We start from the raw sequence: 17,837 nt of genomic DNA, 5'->3' as shown, positions 1-17,837 counted from the left end.
CTGCCACCCCTCCCTCATTGCGGCACCGAGGAAGTCAGCATGTCCGATGCCATGCCTCAGCGCGACCGGGGTCACGCGCCTATGCCCTCCTCCCTGCCGAGCTACCTCACCTCGGACCCGCGCCGTAGACCGGATCCCGCAACCAGGGAACTCGCCCGCGGCCTGGGCTGGTTCTCGATCGGCTTAGGTCTGACCGAGGTGGCGTTTGGCGGTGCTATTGCCCGTTGGCTCGGAATGCCGCGCGCGGCCCCGGTCATCCATGCCTACGGGGTGCGCGAACTCATACAGGGTGCCGGGATCTTGGGCTCGAGTGATCCGACACCATGGATCTCGGCGCGCGTCGCCGGGGACGCGCTCGACATCGCCACGGTTTTGCCAGGGCTTGAGGGCCATAATCCGCACAAGGACAACGTGCTGATCACCCTCGTGGCTTTGATCGGCGTGACAGCCATCGACGTGGTTTGCGCGCAAAACCTCTCGGGAGCACCCCTCTCCCCGTCCCGGAAGGTCCGGCAGGATTACCGCCGCCGCAGCGGCTTTCGCCGTCCCGCGAAGGCAATGCGGGGGGCGGCGCGCGACTTCGAACTGCCCCCTGACATCATCGGCCCGGAGGCGATGCGTCCCTGGACGCTGACCAACGCCTGATGCTGCCAACCATCGAACAAGCGGTGGGCGCGCTCGTGATGGGTCTCGTCCTCACTGACATTTTCCTGACGGTCCTCTACGCGCGCATCGGGACGGGACTGATCGCGGACCGGGTCGCCTATCTCATCTGGGCAGTCTTCCGTCTTGCCGCCGATCGGGTCGGGCGGAGGCGGAACGCCGTGCTCTCCTTCTGCGGTCCGGTCATCCTCATCGTTTACGTCCTGCTCTGGGCACTGGGACTGACCCTTGGAGCCGGCCTGATCATCCACCCCGCTCTCGGGACGGCCGTTCGAGCCAGTACCGGCGAGACGCCGACCGACTTCATGACCGCCCTCTATGCCGGCGGTAGCAGCATGGCGATTGTAGGAGCCAGCGACTTCAAGCCGGTGACGGACGCCTACCGCGTCCTCTATCTCGCAAACTCGCTCGTTGGGATGTCGGCAACGTCCTTGGTTCTCACCTATGTCATGCAGGTCTACGGCGCGCTTCGGCAGCGCAACGCGCTCGGATTGAAGCTGCATCTCTTGGCGGGTGAAACGGCGGATGCGGCCGAACTCCTGGCACGGCTCGGACCACAGGGGCAGTTCAGTTCAGGCTACACCCACTTGGCCGACACCGCAGCGTCCATGGCCGAAATGAAAGAGGCACACCACTTTTATCCTGTGCTGTTCTACTTTCGCTTCCGGCAGCCCTTCTACTCTGTCTCGGCACAGACGTTTATCGCCCTCGACGCCGTGTCACTGATCCGCAGCGGAATTGCAGACCGGCAGGCGGCGTGGCTGAAGGAGACCGCCGCTGTCGATGCGATCTGGCGCGTTGCCACACTGCTCGTCGTCACGCTTGAAACGACGTTTCTGCCCGGAGACCTGGCCGCCCCAGCCGACGTGAACAACTCTGAGAGCGAGGCATGGCGCATCCGCTTCGCAGAGGCTCTCAGGCGGCTTTCAGCTGCGGGTGTGGAGACGAGGCCCGATGGAGCAGGGGTGGAGACTTACCTTACCCTAAAGGCACAATGGCAACCGCATATCGCACGACTGGCACCCGCGATGGCCTACCACATCGACGAATTTGAACCCGGCGGCCAGAAGCGCCGATGATGCGCCGTAGCCCAGACGGTCGGTCAACTCTTCCAGTATAATGGGGCGGCCCTCTGGTACGTCACCTTCCTCGAAGCTCTAGAACTGGTTGCAACTACCAAGCCCCTCCATCTCGCCAGCAGACGCGCCGGAGGTTCGCTTTGCCTTCGTCAGCAGCCCTTCGTAGGTGGCACACCGAATGGCTCCTCTGGGTCGATCTTGTTGAAAAACTCAGGCTCTGCACTTCACGCGTCATCTTAGGCTGAGCGCTAGAGATGATTTTTCTCTATAATGAGATATATTTCCGCTACGAAGGCGGTTTATGATCGACCTTTTAGAAATATGTTCTCCGCCTAGCGCAGGTCGTGGTACCGCCCAAGACCGGTCCCGAGTTTTTCAACGAAATCGGTCGCAAGCGGTCCGTCGCATCGCCAAGCGCACGGGGCATCTGCCCTGAGACCACACGGGTCGCCGCAGCCGCCGGCAGCGATCGCGTTCTGCCCGTGCGGCGAATCGCGGGCCGGCGCGTTGTCGTCGTCGATCGACCGTGACCGGAGCGCCTTGATGTCCGTTCGTGCCGCCGTCCTGCTCGTCCCCGGCCTCCTGGCCCTCACCGTCGGCGCCGGGGCCGCGCCCTTCGACAATCTGAAGGAGGATCTTTCGGCCTGCCTCCGGTTCGAGCTGGACGGGACGCGGTCGCAACGGCACGTGCCGACGACCGCCAAGGCGGGGCTCGCGCTCCAGAAATGCGCCGGTGAAATGGATCGGCTCGAACGGGCGGACCCGCGCCGGCTGCGGAGCGACCACGGTCTCAGCCCCTCGACCTGGGCCGTCATCGACAGCGTCTTCGGCCCCGGCAGCCGCGGGCGCTTGGCCGACATCCTCTATCGCGCGGGCGACTGAACCGTCCGCCCTTCCCGGAACGTCGGCGGGAGCGGGCGAGACCGTCACCGAGTCAGGATCCCCGCCGATTGCTATTATAACCGCGGCGGGGCGGCCGTCGCCGGGCCGGCGCCGCCCGAACCGAAGGGGGCTTCATGGCGATCGTCGGCATCGATCTCGGCACCACGAACTCGGCGGTGGCCGTCTGGACGCCGGAGGGACCGCGGCTCATCCCCAACGCGCTCGGCGAGCCGCTGACGCCCTCCGTCGTCGGCCTCGACGCGGACGGGACGGTGCTGGTCGGGCGCGCCGCGCGGGAGCGGCTCGCCACCGAGCCCGAGCGCACGGTCGCCTCCTTCAAGCGCTGGATGGGGTCGGGCCACGTCACCCGGCTCGGCCGCGGCCAGAGCTTCCGCCCGGAGGAGCTGTCGGCGCTGGTGCTGAAGAGCCTCAAGGCCGACGCGCAGGCGCATCTCGGGACGGAGGTGACCGAGGCGGTGATCTCGGTGCCGGCCTATTTCAACGACATCCAGCGCAAGGCCACCCTCGACGCCGCCCGCCTCGCCGGCCTGCCGGTGGAGCGCCTCGTCAACGAGCCGACCGCGGCGGCGCTCGCCTACGGGGTCGCGTCGAAGCAGGAGGGCACCGTCCTCGTGTTCGATCTCGGCGGCGGCACCTTCGACGTCTCGCTGCTCGAACTCTACGAGGGCGTGATGGAGGTGCGCGCCACCGCCGGCGACGTGGCGCTCGGCGGCGACGACTTCTCCGAGGTGCTGGCGGCGGCGATCGCCGAGGATCAGCGGGTCGCCCACGACGGCCTGTCGCCGGGGGACCGCGCCCGCCTGCTGCGGGTCGCCGAGGCGGTCAAGCGCGGGCTCACGGCCGCGCCGGAGGCGGCCTACGAGATCCGGCTCGGCGAGGAAGTGCGGCGGGGCCATCTCGACCGCGCCCGGCTGGAGGCCGCCGCGGCCCCGCTCCTGCACCGCCTGCGCGCGCCGCTGGAGCGGGCGCTGTCGGATTCCGGCAAGCGGCTCGCCGACCTCGACGGCGTGATCCTCGTCGGCGGCGCGACCCGGATGCCGGTGATCCGCAGCCTGGTCGCCCGGCTGTTCGGGCGGCTGCCCCTGGTCCATGTCGATCCCGATACGGCGGTGGCGCAGGGGGCGGCGGTGCAGGCCGGGCTCAAGGCGCGCCACGCTGCCCTCGAAGAGGTGGTGATGACCGATGTCTGCCCCTTCACGCTGGGCATCGCCGTCACCGAGAACGCCCGCACCGCCGGGGCGACGCAGGTGATGCTGCCGATCATCGAGCGCAACGCCGCCGTGCCGGTGAGCCGGGCGCACCGCGTCACCACGCTCTACGACGGCCAGGACCACATCGACGTGAAGGTGTTCCAGGGCGAGAGCCTGCGCCCGGACGACAACATCCCGCTCGGCGAGGTCCCGGTGACGCTGCCCAAGGCGCCCGCCGGCAGCGAGACCGCCGAGGTGCGCTTCACCTACGACATCAACGGCGCGCTGGAGGTCGAGGTCGCGGTGGTCTCCACCGGCCTGCGCCGCCGTCAGGTCTTCCGCAACGGCGCCAATCTCGACGAGGCGGAGATCGAGGCCCGCTTCGCCGCCCTCGCCGCGATCAAGCTCGCGCCGCGGGAGCAGGCGGAGAACCGGGCGCTGCTGGCCCGCGCCGACGCGCTCTACGCGGAGCTGCGCGGCGATCTGCGCCAGCACGTCGCCGGCCGCATCGCCCGCTTCGAGCGGGAGATCGCCGAGGCGTCGGGCAGCGAGCCCGAGGCCGTGCGGGCGGCCTTCGCCGCCGATCTCGACGCCCTCGAAGACCACCGCTTCCGGTTCTGAGCGCCGCCATGACCGACAGCGCCTGGCGCCTGCTCGGGCTCGAACCGACGCGGGACGCGTCGGCGATCCGCCGCGCCTATGCCCGCCGCCTCAAGCTCACCCGGCCCGACGAGGACGCCGAGGGGTTTCAGGCCCTGCTCGCCGCCCGCGAGCGCGCCCTGGCCGAGGCGCGGCGGCTCCCGGCCGAGGCGTCCAAGGAGGCCGACGACCCGGACGTGACCGCCGGGCAGGTAGAGGGCGTCGCGGGGACCGCCTCGCCGGATCCGGGCCCGGCCGACGATCTCGCCGCGCCGCCGGAACCGCCTCTCCCGCGCGATGCGGATGCCGCGGCCTCCGCGCCCGAGGCGCCGGCGCTTCTCGTGCGCGACCTCGACCCCCCGCCCGCGCGCTCGAATCGGACCTGCCACCCTTCCTCCGCGACGGCCCGGACAGCCTGACCCCGTGGCTGGCGCGGGCGCGGCGGCTGCCCGCCCGGCCCCGCGCCGTGGCGGAGGCGGCGCTGTTGCGGGCGCTGTTCGGCCTCTGGCGCAGTCCGGACGGACGGTTGACGGCCAAGCGCGTCGAGGCCACCCGCCCGGCGATCCTGCGCGCCGCCCCGGTGTTCGGCTGGCCGCGGGAGGATGCGGTGCTCGCCGCCCGCTTCGATACGCGCGATGCGGCCATCGTCGCCCAGATCCTGCGCGACATGATCCCGCCCGAACCCGGCGATCCGGCGGTGGTGGCGGTGCCGGTCTTTCCGCACGGGCGCCTGCCGCTCCAGGCGGGCGATGCCGTCGCCTTCCTCGAATCCGCGCCGCACGCCCTCAAGGCCTACGAGGCGATGCGGCGGCAGCTTCCCCCGCCCCGGCACCTCGCCCTCTACGCGCTGCTCGCCCCGCATGTCTGGGCGGTGGCGCATCGCCGCTGGGGCGTGGCGCTCGCGACCCTGGCGGGACTGTGGCTCTCGTTCCTGCTCGCGGAGGCCGCGACGAAGGAGAGCGGGGGCCGGGCGATCGCCCTCGGAATCCTCGCGCTCCTTCTCTGGGCCGGCACCGCCGCCGCGACGGCGTTCCGGGCCGACCGCATCCAGATCGCAGCGGCCGCCCGCGCCGCGCGCCGGGCCGGGCGCAAGGGCGTCTACGCGCCCGCCGAGCGGGCGACGCGCCTGCGCAAGGCCGGCTCCCGCATGGGCGGCTGGGGCTGGCTGGTGCTGCTGTGGGGCGGCTCCATCGCCTTCATCGGCCCCTATTTCGGGCTGGCGGCCATGATCACCACCCTGCTCGGTCGATAGGGCGGTCCGCGCCGCGTCGGCTCGACCGCGTCGGCTTGACTTGCCCGCGGCGCCGGAGTCCCTGGCTGCCCGGCCGGAAGCCGGCCCCGCTCGGACCAAAGCTCGGACCAAGAGAGGTTCGCCGACATGCTGACGACGACCGCGATCCGACTCGTCGCCGTGGGCGCGGTGCTGCTTCTCGGCGGCGGTGGCCGGGCGCAGACGCCTTCGACCGAGGCGGCACCGCTCCTGACGCCGCGGCCGGTCTTCGTGCCGGGCCTCTACGAGACCGAGAGCCGCAACAGCCGGTTTCAGGATCAGGGCGCGAAGGGCGAGGCCTGCCTGGCCTCCGCCGACTACGAGGCGTTCCGCCGCGAGACGATGGCGCAGTACCAGTCGAACCCGCGTTTTCTCAATGCCTGTCGTCTGAGCGAGACCCGCGACCTGCCCGACGGCTTCGTCTTCGCCATGGATTGCAAGGAATCGAAGGTCGTCCTGACCTATCACTTCTCCAAGGACAATGTGACGGGCACCATCCAAACCCTCATCACCCGGCGCCCCGAATTCTCCTCCGAGATCCTGACCCTGATGCGCCGGCTCGGCGATTGCCCCGGCGGGGAGAAGCCGGGCAAGAAAACCTGATCCGGGCGGGACGGGAGGACGCGGCATGGCCGGCACGCCCTACGGCATCGCGGACGCGGAGCGCGACCTTCGCGCCGATCTCGGCCGCGCCCCGGCGGGGGCAGTCGCGGGCGCCTGGAGCGCCACCACGATGCAGGCGGGCCACGCGCAGATCTCGGGCGGCTACACCGACGCCGCGGGACGTTACCTGGATCCCGAGCCCCGCCGCGCCTTCGACGCCGTCGGCGCGGTGGTCGAGCGCCTCGCCGCGGCGGGCGGGGCCGCCTTCAACCGGGTCGAGATCCGCTGGGCGCCGGCGCGCTTTCCCCGGTCCCTGCTCGGGCAACCGGGCCGGGTCCGAGTGGAGACGGCGTTCGACCCCGGCATCGTTCCGCGGGGGCCCGACGACCCGGCCTACGAGGCCGCCGCGGCGGCCCGCCGCCGGTTCTGGGAGAGGCGCGGCCGGCTGGTCTCCGGCCGTGCCGCGGACGCCTCGAACGCCAACATGTACGGCCAGACGAAATGGTTCGGCCCCCATCGCCGCATCCTGCTTCTGCGCCCGGCCGGCGGGGCGGGGGAGGGGGTGGTGCTCGCCACCGACGGCCTGTCCACGCCCTGGGCCGGCATCCCCGACCCGGAGAACGGCGTCGCCTGCGAGGTCGCCCTGCGGCTGCCGGACGGGCCGGCGGAGGAGGCGGAGCGGGTGCGCCTCTGGGCCAACATCCTGATCAGCCTCGGCGACCGCGTCGCGGACGGCCATCGTGTGGCGCGGGACGTGGCCGAGCATGGGGCGATCCTGTTCTCCCGCCTCCCGGCCGAGTGCGCGCCGTTCGCGCACGTGATCCTCGCCGGGGCGGCCGACGGCGCGGCGATCGCCGACCTGCCGTTCGGCTTCGTCCCGCTCCTCGAAGCCGTCCCGGTGACTGCGGCCGAGGTGGCCGACGACGATCCCGACGAGGCCTGGGGGGCCGGCACGGCCCGCGCGGCCATCGCCCGGCGTGGCAGGCCGGAGCCGCTCTGACGCGGCCGTCGAAAGCGCCTCCCGCAGGAGGCCGCGGGAACCACGCACCCTCCGGCCTGGACCCACGGTGCGCGGCCCGTCCGCTCCCCCGATCTCGGGATTGAAGCCCCCTCGTACGGCTTCCGTTTGATCACTTCGGTTTCTCCCCCGTCATTGCGAGGCGAAGCCGTGGCAATCCAGGGCGCGACCTTTCCGGTTAGGGCGGCGCGCTGGATCGCTTCGGCTCCGCCTCGCGATGACGAATCAGGCAAGGCCCGAGGTGATCAGCCGGAAACCGTATCAGCCGTCCGCCACCTTGCGCTTGAGGAAGTCGCGCATCAGCCGCGCGATCTCGGCGTGGTGCGTTTCCAGCGCGAAATGCCCGGTGTCGAGGAAGTGGATCTCCGCCTCGGGCAGGTCGCGCCGGTAGGCCTCCGCGCCGGGCGGGATGAAGAACGGATCGTTCCGGCCCCAGACCGCGAGCAGCGGCGGTCGGTGCGCGCGGAAATAGGCCTGAAACGCGGGGTAGAGCGCCACGTTCGTGCGGTAGCTCAGGATCAGGTCGAGCTGAATCTCCTGCGCCTCGGGCCGGCGCATGAAGTGCTTGTCCAGCGTCAGACCGTCGGGTGAGACGAGGCCGGCGGGTGCGCCCTGCCGGTACTGGACGTCGATGGCCGCGTCGCTGAGCGCGGCGCGACAGGCCTCGCGGTTCGCCGGGCTCGGGTCGCGCCAATAGGCCTGCCAGGGTTCCCATTCGCGGCTGAGACCCTCGAGGTAGGCGTTGCCGTTCTGGGTGACGATGGCGCTGACCCGTTCGGGATGGCGCATGGCCAGGCGAAGGCCGGTCGGGGCACCGTAATCGAAGATGTAGAGGGCGTAACGGCTCAGCCCCATCGCATCGACGAAAGACTCGACGACCTCCGCGAGGCGGTCGAAACTGTACGCGAACTGCGCCCGTGGCGGCGCGACGGTGTTGCCGAAGCCCGGCAGGTCGGGCGCGATGACCCGGTAGCGGTCCGCCAGCAGCGGGATCAGGTCGCGGAACATGTGCGAGGCGGTCGGGAAGCCGTGCAGCAGGAGCAGCACGGGCGCGTCGCGGGGACCGGCCTCGCGATAGAACACCTCGACATCGTCGACCCGTTTGGTTGCGTAGCTCGTCGTCATCCGATGGATCTCCGGGGAAGCGGAGGAGCGCGGGGCGGATGTGTCGGCCCTAGCCGGCCAGGCCGCGAGCGGCATCGCGGCGACGCCCACACCCAGAGCCGCGAGCACGTTGCGCCGATCCGGACCGTTCAGGGTCGCCGTCATGGCCGCTTCTCCTCCATGCCTTTCGATAGGCCGGAGGGTGGCTTTTCACGCGATCTGCAACAAGTCTCGGCGACTGCAATCTCAAATTCCAGGATCTGCAACGATGGACCGGCTCGATGCCATGGCCGTCTTCGTGACGGTCGTCGAGGCAGGCTCGCTCGCCGCGGCCGCGCGCAGGCTCGGGCACTCGCCGGCCACCGTCACCCGCGCGGTCGCCATGCTGGAGGCCGGCCTGGGCGAGCGCCTGCTCCATCGCTCGACCCGCTCCCTGAGGCTGACCGAGCGCGGCGAGCGCCAGGTGATGGTGTACCGAAGCGTGCTGGCCGAACTCGCCGAGGCGGACGAAGCCGGCTCGGCGACGACGCGCGTCACGGGGCGCATCGTCCTGACCGCGCCGGAGCTCTTCGGCCAGAAGGTGCTGATGCCGATCCTCGAAAGGTTCCTCGAGGCGCATCCCGAGGTGAGCGCGCGCGTGCTCCTGCTCAACCGGGTCGTGAACCTCGTCGAGGAGGGGGTGGACGCCGCCATCCGGCTCGCGCCGCTGCCGGTTTCGAGCCTCGTGGCGGTCAGGCTCGGCGAGATGCGCCGACTGCTCTGCGCGGCGCCGAGCTATCTCGACCGGGCGGGTCGCCCGGCAACGCCCGGCGACCTCCAGCAGCATCGCTGCCTCGGGACGGACGACGGCGCCGCACGCGAGCTGTGGCCGTTCATCGACCCTCGACCGGGCCGTCACCGGCCCCTGTCGCAGACGATCCAGCCCCGCATCGCCCTCAACATCGCCGGCGCCGCCATCGATGCCGCCCTCCGCGGAGGCGGCATCTGCCGCGTGATGGCCTACCAGGTCGCCGAGCACATCGAGGCGGGCCGCCTCGTCCCGCTCCTGCGCGCGTTCGAGCCGGCGCCCTCCCCGGTGCACCTGGTCTTCCACCCGATCCCACGGCGGAACGTCGCCATGCGGGCCTTCATCGATCACGCGACGCCGAACCTGCGATCGGCCGTGGCCGACATCTCACGGCGCGTTCGGCCCTTCGCGGGTCCCGATTGAATGTCCGGTTCCGGGGGACTCGCCCTTGGCCGGTACTTGGCCGACGGCGCCGGGGTCGTGGGACACGCGGACGCGATTGCGCCGCCGGACGACGGGCGCAGGACCGCCCCTGGACCATATCTCCCGCCGAATCCTTCCGCGGTTGCGCTCGCCCCGGCGGGCATGAGCGCCTAGAACGCTTCGCGATCGCCCGATCACGGGCGCGAGAGGAACGGACGGAATGGACATGCAGGCTCCGCCCGGACAGGCGGCGGCGCGTCTGGTGCCGCCGGTGCCGGCGCCGCCGGAGCGGGAATTGCCGACGCTGCGCTTCATCGCGGCGATGCGGGTCAACGGTATCCTCTGCTGGCCAGCCTCCGCCTACGAGGCCCCCTTGCGCCGCCGCCGGCTGTTCGGGCGCACCCGCTTCACCGTCAGCGACCCGGACCTCGTGCGGCGCGTGCTGGTGGACAACGCCGCCCACTACGCCCGCACCCCGATCACCATCCGCCTGCTGCGGCCGATGCTCGGCGACGGCCTGCTCATCAGCGAGGGGACGGCGTGGCGCCACCAGCGGCGGACGCTCGCCCCCGCCTTCACCCCCCGGGCGGTGGAGACGCTGGTGCCCCACATCCTCTCGGCGAGCGACGAGGCGGTCGCCGCCCTCGACGGCGCGGCGGCGCGCGGGCCGGTCGATCTGTTCGCCGCGCTCCAGCGGCTTGCCCTGGAGATTGCCGGGCGCACCATGTTCTCCGTCGGCATGGCGGATCACGGCGAGCGCCTGCGCGGCTTCCTCGAAGCCTACGCTGCGCGGCTCGGGCGCCCGCACCTGACCGACCTGCTCGTGCCCCTGCGCTTCGCCACGCCGCTCGACCGGGCCCGCGCCCGCTTCCGCCGCGACTGGGTCGCCTTCCTCGATCGGGTCATCGCCGACCGCGACGAGGGCCAGGGCGGGCGGCATCAGGGTGAGGCCCGCGATCTGCTCGACCTCCTGCGCGCCGCCCGCGATCCGGAGACCGGCCGGGGTTTCTCGCACGAGGAACTGCGCGATCAGGTCGCCACCATGATCCTGGCCGGGCACGAGACCACGGCGGTGACCCTGCTCTGGGCCTGCACCCTGCTCGCGCTCGCGCCGGAGGCGCAAGCGGCCGTCGCGGCGGAATCCACGCGTGCGGACAAGCCGTTCACCCGCGCGGTGATCGAGGAGACGATGCGGCTCTACCCGCCCGCCTTCGTGCTGGCCCGCCGCGCGCTTCGTCCGGACGTGCTCGCCGGCGAGAGCGTCCGGCCCGGCGACAGCGTGACGATCTCGCCCTGGCTGCTGCACCGTCATCGCCGGCTGTGGCGCGACCCCGACGCCTTCGATCCGAGCCGCTTCCTGCCCGGCGCGCCGCCCGTGCCCCGCTTCGCCTACCTGCCCTTCGGCGCCGGGCCGCGGGTCTGCATCGGCGCGGCCTTCGCGCTGACCGAGGCGACCCTCGCGCTGAGCCGGATCGTCGGGCATTTCCGGATCGAGCGGGCGGACGCCCGCCCGGTGCTGCCGGCGGCCGTGGTGACGACCCAGCCCGACCACGCCCCCGCCTTCCGGCTGACGCGGCGGGCGTGAGGGGGAGGGGCGCGATCCGTGTCGCGCTCCTGGATAGGGACGGCCGCCCGACGAGCGCAGGATCGAATTCCGCGGCATCGGCGAAACGAGAGAAGCCCGCGCCATCGATCCGACGGCGCGGGCTTCTACGAGGTTTCGAGATCCCAATTCGGAGTGTTTCACAAAACTCCCGATCGCTGGCCGTTCTGGCTCTGGCGATGAAAGGGCAGCGGGCGTTTCGTGAGAGACGCTCAGGCGCTGGCGCGCTTCGCTTTCGGCTTCTGGCTGAGGACGGCGTCCACCGGGAATTCGATGTCGACGCCGAGCGTCGAGACGCCCTCGCCCCGGTCCAGCTTGATCTGCACCTTGTCGCGCTCGACCGTGACGTGCTTGGCGATCACGTTCAGGATCTCTTCGCGCAGGGTGATGATCAGGTCGGGCCGTCCGTTCTCCGCGCGCTCGTGCGCGAGGATCAGTTGCAGGCGCTCGCGGGCCACCGAGCCCGAGCCGCGGGGTTTGAGGAAGGTCAGAACACTCATGCGGCCCTCCGTGTGAACAGCTTGTTGATCAGGGATTTGCGGTCGGACGGGATCGCCATCGGCACGGTCTCGCCCTTCAGGCGGCGCACGGCGTCGATGTAGGCGCGGGAGGGCGCGCAGAGCGGGTTGTTGAGCGTCACCGGGCAGCCGACGTTCGAGGCGCGCAGGACTTCGAGGCTCTCCGGGATGATGGCGAGCAGCGGGATCGAGAGGATCTCCAGCACGTCATCGACCTTGAGCATGTCGCCGCGGTCGGCGCGGGCCGGGTCGAAGCGGGTCAGGATCAGGTGCTTCTCGATCGAGTCGCCGCGCTCGGCGCGCACGGTCTTGGAGTCGAGGAGCCCGATGATCCGGTCCGAATCGCGCACCGAGGAGACCTCGGGGTTCGTGACCACCACCGCCACGTCGGCGTGGCGCATGGCGAGCTGGGCGCCGCGCTCGATGCCGGCGGGGCTGTCGCAGACGATCCAGTCGAACTTTTCGCGAAGCTCGCCCATCACGCGCTCGACGCCCTCGTCGGTGAGCGCGTCCTTGTCGCGGGTCTGGGAGGCCGGCAGAAGGGAGAGGTTCTCCAGGCGCTTGTCGCGGATCAGCGCCTGCGGCAGCTTGGCGTCGCCGTTGGTGACGTTGATCAGGTCGTAGACCACGCGGCGCTCGGCGCCCATGATCAGGTCGAGGTTGCGCAGGCCGACGTCGAAATCGACCACGCAGACCTTCTCGCCGGCCTGCGCCAGCGCCGCACCGAGCGCTGCCGTCGTGGTGGTCTTGCCGACGCCGCCCTTGCCGGACGTGACACAAAGAACCTTGGCCATTCTCGTTTCCCCTTAACCCAAGGCTGCGATCTTGATCGCGCCGCCGTCGGACCAGATCTGGACCGCTTGGCCGCGCAGGTGAGTGCCCATGTCCTCGGCCGTGCGGACGAGGCGGTCGATGCCGAGAAGCTCGGGCTCGAACTTGCGGCAGTAGATGCGTGCGCGAGGGTTGCGGGCGGCGCCCGCGATGGCCCGCCCGCGCAGGGCGCCGTAGACGTGGATGGAGCCGCCCGCGAGGATCTCGGCGCCCGAGGACACCGAGCCCATCACGGTCACGTCCCCCTCCCGGTGGACGATGCTTTGCCCCGAGCGCACCGAGCCCTCGATGGTGAGGGACGACACGCCCGGCTTCTCTTCCTCGTGAGCCGGCGCCTCGAAGACGTCGCCCACGGGGCGGCCGCCGACGAGCCGCGGCGGCAGGAGCGAGGGCAGGGGAGCCTCCGCGCCCTCGATGCCGAGGATGCGGAGCTTGCGGGCCGACAGTTCCGCGATCAGGCTCTCCAACTCGGACGGCGCGGCGTTCAGGCCGGCGACGTCCAGGATCACGGCCCGGTCGTCGAAGAGCGTGGCCGAGCGCTTCAGGGCCGCGTCCAGCAGGGCGAGCCATTCGGCGAGGGGAGCTTCCGGCGCCAGCGAGACGGCGCGGAACACGCGGCCTCGCAGGGGCAGTGAGGGGCGGGTGGGAGCGGGGCTGGTCACGGGCGTTGACGTTTCCTTACCGACGCACCCATTGACCGCCCGGATGGTTACCGGGGGGTTAATTTTTCCGGGTGCTGGGCAAGAATTGCCGGGCAGGATGTTTCCACCACACGCTCTCGTCCCGAAAAACGGCTTCCCGCCAACGGCTTGGCTGAAATGTGCCGGCGGAAACAATCCTTAAGCCAGCCTGTGCCGCCCGGATCGCCGGATCCTGTGACCGATGCGAATCAGGCTCGCGGATCACGGATCCGCGACGTCGCCGAGCGCGCGAGCGCGCTGATGCGCGACCCGGGAGCAGGCGGGCCGGATCGAGGCATCCGGTGCCGGCAAGGGCGCCATGGACGCCGTGGCGATGGCCGGTCCGAGTCGACCGTGCTTGCGACGCGCGCCCGGGCACTGGAGGAGGAGGCGGCCCTGGCGGGGGCGGTGCCGAGGCGCAGCGCAAGGGCGGCGATGTCGCCGCTCTGTGCTGGCATGCCGGAGCGTCTCTCCTCCCCCTTGCGGGGAGGAGGCAGGAGGTGGGGGTGGCGCCGGATCGAGCGCGGCGGTGCCTCCTGCACCACCCCCAAACCGAACCCCTCCCGACAAGGGGGAAGGGGACACGCGGATTGCTCCGTTGAATGTTTGCCGGCTGTCGGGTGCAAAAGCAGTGGAGACGATCGGTGGCCCTTGGGGGAGTGGGCAACCGGTGACATCCGACGGGATCGGATCGAGGCGGCGTTCCATGCAAAAAGGCTCCGGTGCGTTCGCCGCACCGGGGCCTTCTCGGTTCGATCGGGTAGGTTTTAGGCCGAGAGCGCTTCCTTCGAGCGCTCGAAGCGCTTGCGGTCGTTCGGGTCGAGGTGGATCTTGCGCAGGCGGATCGACTTCGGCGTGACTTCCATCAGCTCGTCGTCCTGAATCCAGGCCAGCGACTTCTCCAGCGTCATCCGGATCGGCGGCGTCAGGCGCACGGCTTCGTCCTTCGAAGTGGTGCGGATGTTGGTGAGCTTCTTGCCCTTGAGCACGTTCACCTCGAGGTCGTTCTCGCGGTTGTGCTCGCCGACGATCATGCCCTGGTAGACCTTGGCGCCGGGCTCGATCATCATCGGGCCGCGGTCTTCGAGGTTCCACATGGCGTAGGCCACGGCCTCGCCCTTGTCGTTCGAGATCAGCACGCCGTTGCGGCGGCCGGCGATCTCGCCCTTGTAAGGCTCGTAGGCCTTGAACAGGCGGTTCATGATCGCGGTGCCGCGGGTGTCGGTCATCAACTCGCCCTGGTAGCCGATCAGGCCGCGGGTCGGAGCGTGGAAGACGAGCCGGAGACGGTTGCCGCCCGAGGGCCGCATCTCGATCATTTCGGCCTTGCGCTCGGACATCTTCTGCACGACGACGCCGGAATACTCCTCGTCGACGTCGATCACGACCTCCTCGACCGGCTCGAGAACCTCGCCGTTCTCGTCCTTCTCCAGCACGACGCGCGGCCGGGACACGGCAATCTCAAACCCTTCGCGGCGCATGGTCTCGATCAGGATCGAGAGCTGCAACTCGCCGCGGCCGGAGACGTAGAACGAGTCCTTGTCGGCGGCTTCCTCGATCTTGAGCGTGACGTTGCCCTCGGCCTCCTTGAACAGGCGGTCGCGGATCATCCGGCTCGTGACCTTGTCGCCCTCGGTGCCGGCCAGCGGCGAATCGTTGACGATGAAGGACATGGTGACGGTCGGCGGGTCGATCGGCTGGGCCTGGATCGGCTCGTTGACGGCCGGATCGCAGAAGGTGTCGGCCACGGTACCCTTGAGCAGACCGGCGATGGAGACGATGTCGCCGGCCTCGCCCACGTCGATGGGAGCACGCTCAAGGCCGCGAAAGGCCAAAATCTTCGAGACGCGGCCGGTCTCCACGACCTTGCCGTCACGCGAGAGCACCTTGATCGACTGGTTCGGCTTCACCGTGCCCGAGGCGATACGCCCGGTGATGATGCGGCCGAGGAACGGGTTGGCTTCGAGCAACGTGCCGAGCATCCGGAACGGACCCTCCTCGACGCGGGCCTGCGGCACGTGCTTGAGCACGAGGTCGAACAGAGGTGCGAGGCCGACATCCGGCGAGGCGTCGGGCGAATCGGCCATCCAGCCGTTGCGGCCCGAACCGTAGAGGATCGGGAAGTCGAGCTGCTCGTCGGTGGCGTCGAGGGCCGCGAACAGGTCGAACACCTCGTTGACGACCTCGTTGATGCGCGCGTCCGGCCGATCGACCTTGTTGATGGCCACGATCGGGCGCAGCCCGATCTTCAGCGCCTTGCCGACCACGAACTTGGTCTGCGGCATCGGCCCCTCGGCCGCGTCGACCAGCACGATCACGCCGTCGACCATGGAGAGGATGCGCTCCACCTCGCCGCCGAAATCGGCGTGGCCGGGCGTGTCGACGATGTTGACGCGGGTGTCCTGCCAGACGACCGAGGTCGCCTTGGCGAGAATCGTGATGCCGCGCTCCTTCTCGAGGTCGTTCGAGTCCATCGCCCGCTCCTCGACCCGCTGGTTCTCGCGGAAGGTGCCGGACTGCTGGAGCAGCTTGTCGACCAGCGTCGTCTTGCCATGGTCGACGTGGGCGATGATGGCGATGTTGCGCAGCTTCATCGGGGTCTCGAAAACGTTCGGAAACGTGGAGCCCGGCCATAAAGCGGCGTGTCGCGGGCCGTGCTTCGACGGTCGTGACGCCAGTGTACGGATTCGGGCGGTATCGCGTCGCAATATAAGCTGGCGGTCGATCCGGCAAGTGCGGGCTGGCCGCGGAAGGGGCGGTTACCCCTGCCCGTGGGACATGCCATGCGACCCGGGCGGAGCCGCCGGGGGGGGAGGAACCATTCGCATGAGCGCGTTCAAGGATCACTTCTCGACCCACAATGCCGGCTACGCCGCGCATCGGCCGACCTATCCGGCGGCGCTGGTGGATTTCCTGGCGGAGGCGGCGCCCGGCCGGGCTCTCGCTCTGGATGCGGGCTGCGGCACCGGTCAGCTCTCCACGCGTCTGGCCGAACGATTCGCGCAGGTGGTCGCCATCGATGCCAGCGCCGCGCAGATCGCGGCGGCGACGCCGCATGACCGGGTGCGTTACCGCGCGACGCCGGCCGAGCGGTCCGGCCTGCCGGATGCGAGCGCCGACCTCGTCGCCGTTGCGCAGGCGGCGCACTGGCTCGACCTCGATTCCTTCTACGACGAGGTGCGCCGCGTCGCCCGGCCCGGGGCGGTGCTGGCCCTGATCACCTACGGCGTGCTGCACGTCGCGGACGCACCCGCCGACAGGGTCGTCCGGCACTTCTACGACGCCGTGATCGGACCCTACTGGCCGCCGGAGCGTCGGCATGTCGAGGACGGCTACCGTTCTCTGCCCTTTCCATTCCCGGCGCTGGATGCGCCCGGGCTCAGCATCGAGGTGGCTTGGCGGCTGGCCGACCTGATCGGCTACATCGAGACGTGGTCGGCGGTGCGGGCGGCGGAGAAGGCTGTCGGTCGCGGCCCGGTCGAGACGTTCCAGGCGGCGTTGGCGGCCGCGTGGGGTGATCCGGATGCGGTCAAGCCCGTGTCCTTTCCGCTCTCACTCCGGGTCGGCCGGGTTGGACACCGGTGAGGGAAGGCCCCCGGGCGCCTTTGCTGTTGAGGAATCCGCCCGCTCATGCGGCGCGGCGCGCGATCTGCCATAAGCTGTCCGGCATGATCCCCTCGCCGCGAATGAACCCGTGACCGACCGTCCCCCGATCCGCTTCCGCGGCCGCTCCTTCCTGGCGATGGTGCTGGCCCCCGTGCCGCCGATCGACCAGTGGCTCGCCGAGCTCGACGCCCTGAAGCAGCGCGCGCCCGCCTTCTTCGCGGTGCGGGCGATCATCCTCGACGTGACCGGCCTGCGCTTCGAGCGCTCGGACCTCGCCCATCTCTGCGAGGAACTGAACCGGCGCTCGATCACCATCCTCGGCATCGAGGGCATCGGCCCGACCTCGCTCGGGCCGGGCTTCCCGCCGCCGCTGGTGGGCGGCAAGCCGGTCGAGGACATCGCACCGCCCGAGCCCGGCGCGGCGACGCCGGCCGAGGCGCCCGCCGCGTCGGCTCACGTGTCGGCGCCGGCCCTGGTGGCGCCCCCGGCCCCGCCCCGGCCGCGCTCCTTCGTCCTCGACGCGCCGGTGCGCTCGGGGCAGGTGATCCAGCATCTCGACGGCGACGTGACCGTGCTCGGCTCGGTGGCCTCGGGGGCGGAGGTGATCGCCGGCGGCTCGATCCACGTCTACGGCGCCCTGCGCGGCCGGGCCATCGCCGGCGCCGTGGGCGATCCGGGCGCGCGCATCCTCGCCCGCAAGTTCGAGCCGGAACTCATCGCCATCGACGGCCTTTACAAGACCGCCGACGATCTCGGCGGCGCCCGCTGGGGGCAGGCCGTCCAGGCCCGGCTCGAAGGGGACGCCATCGTCCTCGTGCCGTTCGACTGACGCCGCGGATCCGGCGTGCCCTGCCGGCGGCGGTTTTTCGCCGCCTCGTCGGGCCGGGTGGCGGAAATCCGCCGCTTCTTCCGGTAGGCCC

General features: G+C 70.6%; 17 protein-coding genes. 12 read left to right on the top strand and 5 right to left on the bottom strand.

Annotated elements, in window-relative coordinates; translation table 11 throughout:
- Positions 1-39: 39 nt before the first annotated feature.
- The 8 genes from ABS772_RS20905 (at position 40) to ABS772_RS20870 (ending at position 7,347) form a co-directional block, all read left to right on the top strand.
- Positions 40-645, top strand: coding sequence for a cyclase dehydrase (locus ABS772_RS20905; protein WP_350396659.1), 606 nt, complete (start codon positions 40-42; stop codon positions 643-645).
- Entirely contained in the window at positions 645-1,742 is a 1,098-nt protein-coding gene (locus ABS772_RS20900; protein WP_350396658.1) for a two pore domain potassium channel family protein, read from the top strand. The genes ABS772_RS20905 and ABS772_RS20900 overlap by 1 nt, the downstream gene beginning before the upstream one ends.
- Before the next feature lie 543 nt (positions 1,743-2,285).
- A complete protein-coding gene (locus ABS772_RS20895; RefSeq protein WP_350396657.1) occupies positions 2,286-2,624 on the top strand; it encodes a hypothetical protein in 339 nt (112 codons plus the stop codon).
- Positions 2,625-2,758: 134 nt separating this feature from the next.
- Complete coding sequence (locus tag ABS772_RS20890; RefSeq protein WP_350396656.1) at positions 2,759-4,456, top strand: Hsp70 family protein; 1,698 nt, start codon at positions 2,759-2,761, stop codon at positions 4,454-4,456.
- 8 nt (positions 4,457-4,464) lie between these two features.
- Positions 4,465-4,893, top strand: coding sequence for a hypothetical protein (locus ABS772_RS20885; protein WP_350396654.1), 429 nt, complete (start codon positions 4,465-4,467; stop codon positions 4,891-4,893).
- 65 nt (positions 4,894-4,958) lie between these two features.
- On the top strand, positions 4,959-5,726 hold the full coding sequence (locus ABS772_RS20880) for a hypothetical protein (RefSeq protein ID WP_350396653.1): 768 nt from the start codon (positions 4,959-4,961) through the stop codon (positions 5,724-5,726).
- Positions 5,727-5,852: 126 nt separating this feature from the next.
- Positions 5,853-6,347, top strand: coding sequence for a DUF3617 domain-containing protein (locus ABS772_RS20875; RefSeq protein ID WP_350396652.1), 495 nt, complete (start codon positions 5,853-5,855; stop codon positions 6,345-6,347).
- A gap of 25 nt (positions 6,348-6,372) precedes the next feature.
- Positions 6,373-7,347 carry a hypothetical protein gene (locus ABS772_RS20870; RefSeq protein WP_350396651.1) on the top strand — a complete coding sequence of 325 codons (975 nt, stop codon included), beginning with the start codon at positions 6,373-6,375 and terminating at the stop codon, positions 7,345-7,347.
- Between the two features lie 279 nt (positions 7,348-7,626).
- Here ABS772_RS20870 and ABS772_RS20865 read toward each other — a convergent pair whose 3' ends face one another.
- Positions 7,627-8,490 (bottom strand): alpha/beta fold hydrolase, encoded by an 864-nt coding sequence (locus ABS772_RS20865; protein ID WP_350396669.1) that lies wholly within the window; start codon positions 8,488-8,490, stop codon positions 7,627-7,629.
- 247 nt (positions 8,491-8,737) lie between these two features.
- Here ABS772_RS20865 and ABS772_RS20860 point away from each other — a divergent pair, with 247 nt between their 5' ends.
- Together ABS772_RS20860 and ABS772_RS20855 are read left to right on the top strand one after the other, a co-directional pair.
- The gene (locus tag ABS772_RS20860; protein ID WP_350396650.1) at positions 8,738-9,679 is read left to right on the top strand and encodes a LysR family transcriptional regulator; all 942 of its coding nucleotides are present in this window, start codon (positions 8,738-8,740) and stop codon (positions 9,677-9,679) included.
- A 220-nt stretch (positions 9,680-9,899) separates the two neighbouring features.
- A complete protein-coding gene (locus tag ABS772_RS20855) occupies positions 9,900-11,264 on the top strand; it encodes a cytochrome P450 (RefSeq protein WP_350396649.1) in 1,365 nt (454 codons plus the stop codon).
- Positions 11,265-11,494: 230 nt separating this feature from the next.
- Here ABS772_RS20855 and minE read toward each other — a convergent pair whose 3' ends face one another.
- The 4 genes from minE to typA all read right to left on the bottom strand — a co-directional run bounded on the left by minE (position 11,495) and on the right by typA (position 15,905).
- Positions 11,495-11,782: a cell division topological specificity factor MinE gene (minE, locus tag ABS772_RS20850; RefSeq protein WP_238258752.1), complete on the bottom strand. Its 288-nt coding sequence runs from the start codon at positions 11,780-11,782 to the stop codon at positions 11,495-11,497.
- Positions 11,779-12,594: a septum site-determining protein MinD gene (minD, locus tag ABS772_RS20845; RefSeq protein ID WP_012453139.1), complete on the bottom strand. Its 816-nt coding sequence runs from the start codon at positions 12,592-12,594 to the stop codon at positions 11,779-11,781. The genes minE and minD overlap by 4 nt, the downstream gene beginning before the upstream one ends.
- 12 nt (positions 12,595-12,606) lie before the next feature.
- Entirely contained in the window at positions 12,607-13,245 is a 639-nt protein-coding gene (gene minC / locus ABS772_RS20840) for a septum site-determining protein MinC (RefSeq protein WP_238258753.1), read from the bottom strand.
- An 833-nt stretch (positions 13,246-14,078) separates the two neighbouring features.
- Positions 14,079-15,905, bottom strand: a complete 1,827-nt coding sequence (gene typA / locus ABS772_RS20835; protein WP_350396648.1) for a translational GTPase TypA — start codon at positions 15,903-15,905, stop codon at positions 14,079-14,081.
- 232 nt (positions 15,906-16,137) lie between these two features.
- Here typA and ABS772_RS20830 point away from each other — a divergent pair, with 232 nt between their 5' ends.
- The gene (locus ABS772_RS20830) at positions 16,138-16,896 is read left to right on the top strand and encodes a class I SAM-dependent methyltransferase (RefSeq protein WP_350396647.1); all 759 of its coding nucleotides are present in this window, start codon (positions 16,138-16,140) and stop codon (positions 16,894-16,896) included.
- Positions 16,897-17,005: 109 nt separating this feature from the next.
- The gene (minC, locus tag ABS772_RS20825; RefSeq protein ID WP_350396646.1) at positions 17,006-17,746 is read left to right on the top strand and encodes a septum site-determining protein MinC; all 741 of its coding nucleotides are present in this window, start codon (positions 17,006-17,008) and stop codon (positions 17,744-17,746) included.
- Positions 17,747-17,837 lie beyond the last annotated feature (91 nt).

Origin of the sequence: Methylorubrum podarium, assembly GCF_040270385.1 — a bacterium.
Lineage (GTDB): Bacteria > Pseudomonadota > Alphaproteobacteria > Rhizobiales > Beijerinckiaceae > Methylobacterium > Methylobacterium podarium.
The sequence above is the reverse complement of the archived record's forward strand: the minus strand, read 5'-3'. Positions and strand labels throughout refer to the sequence as shown.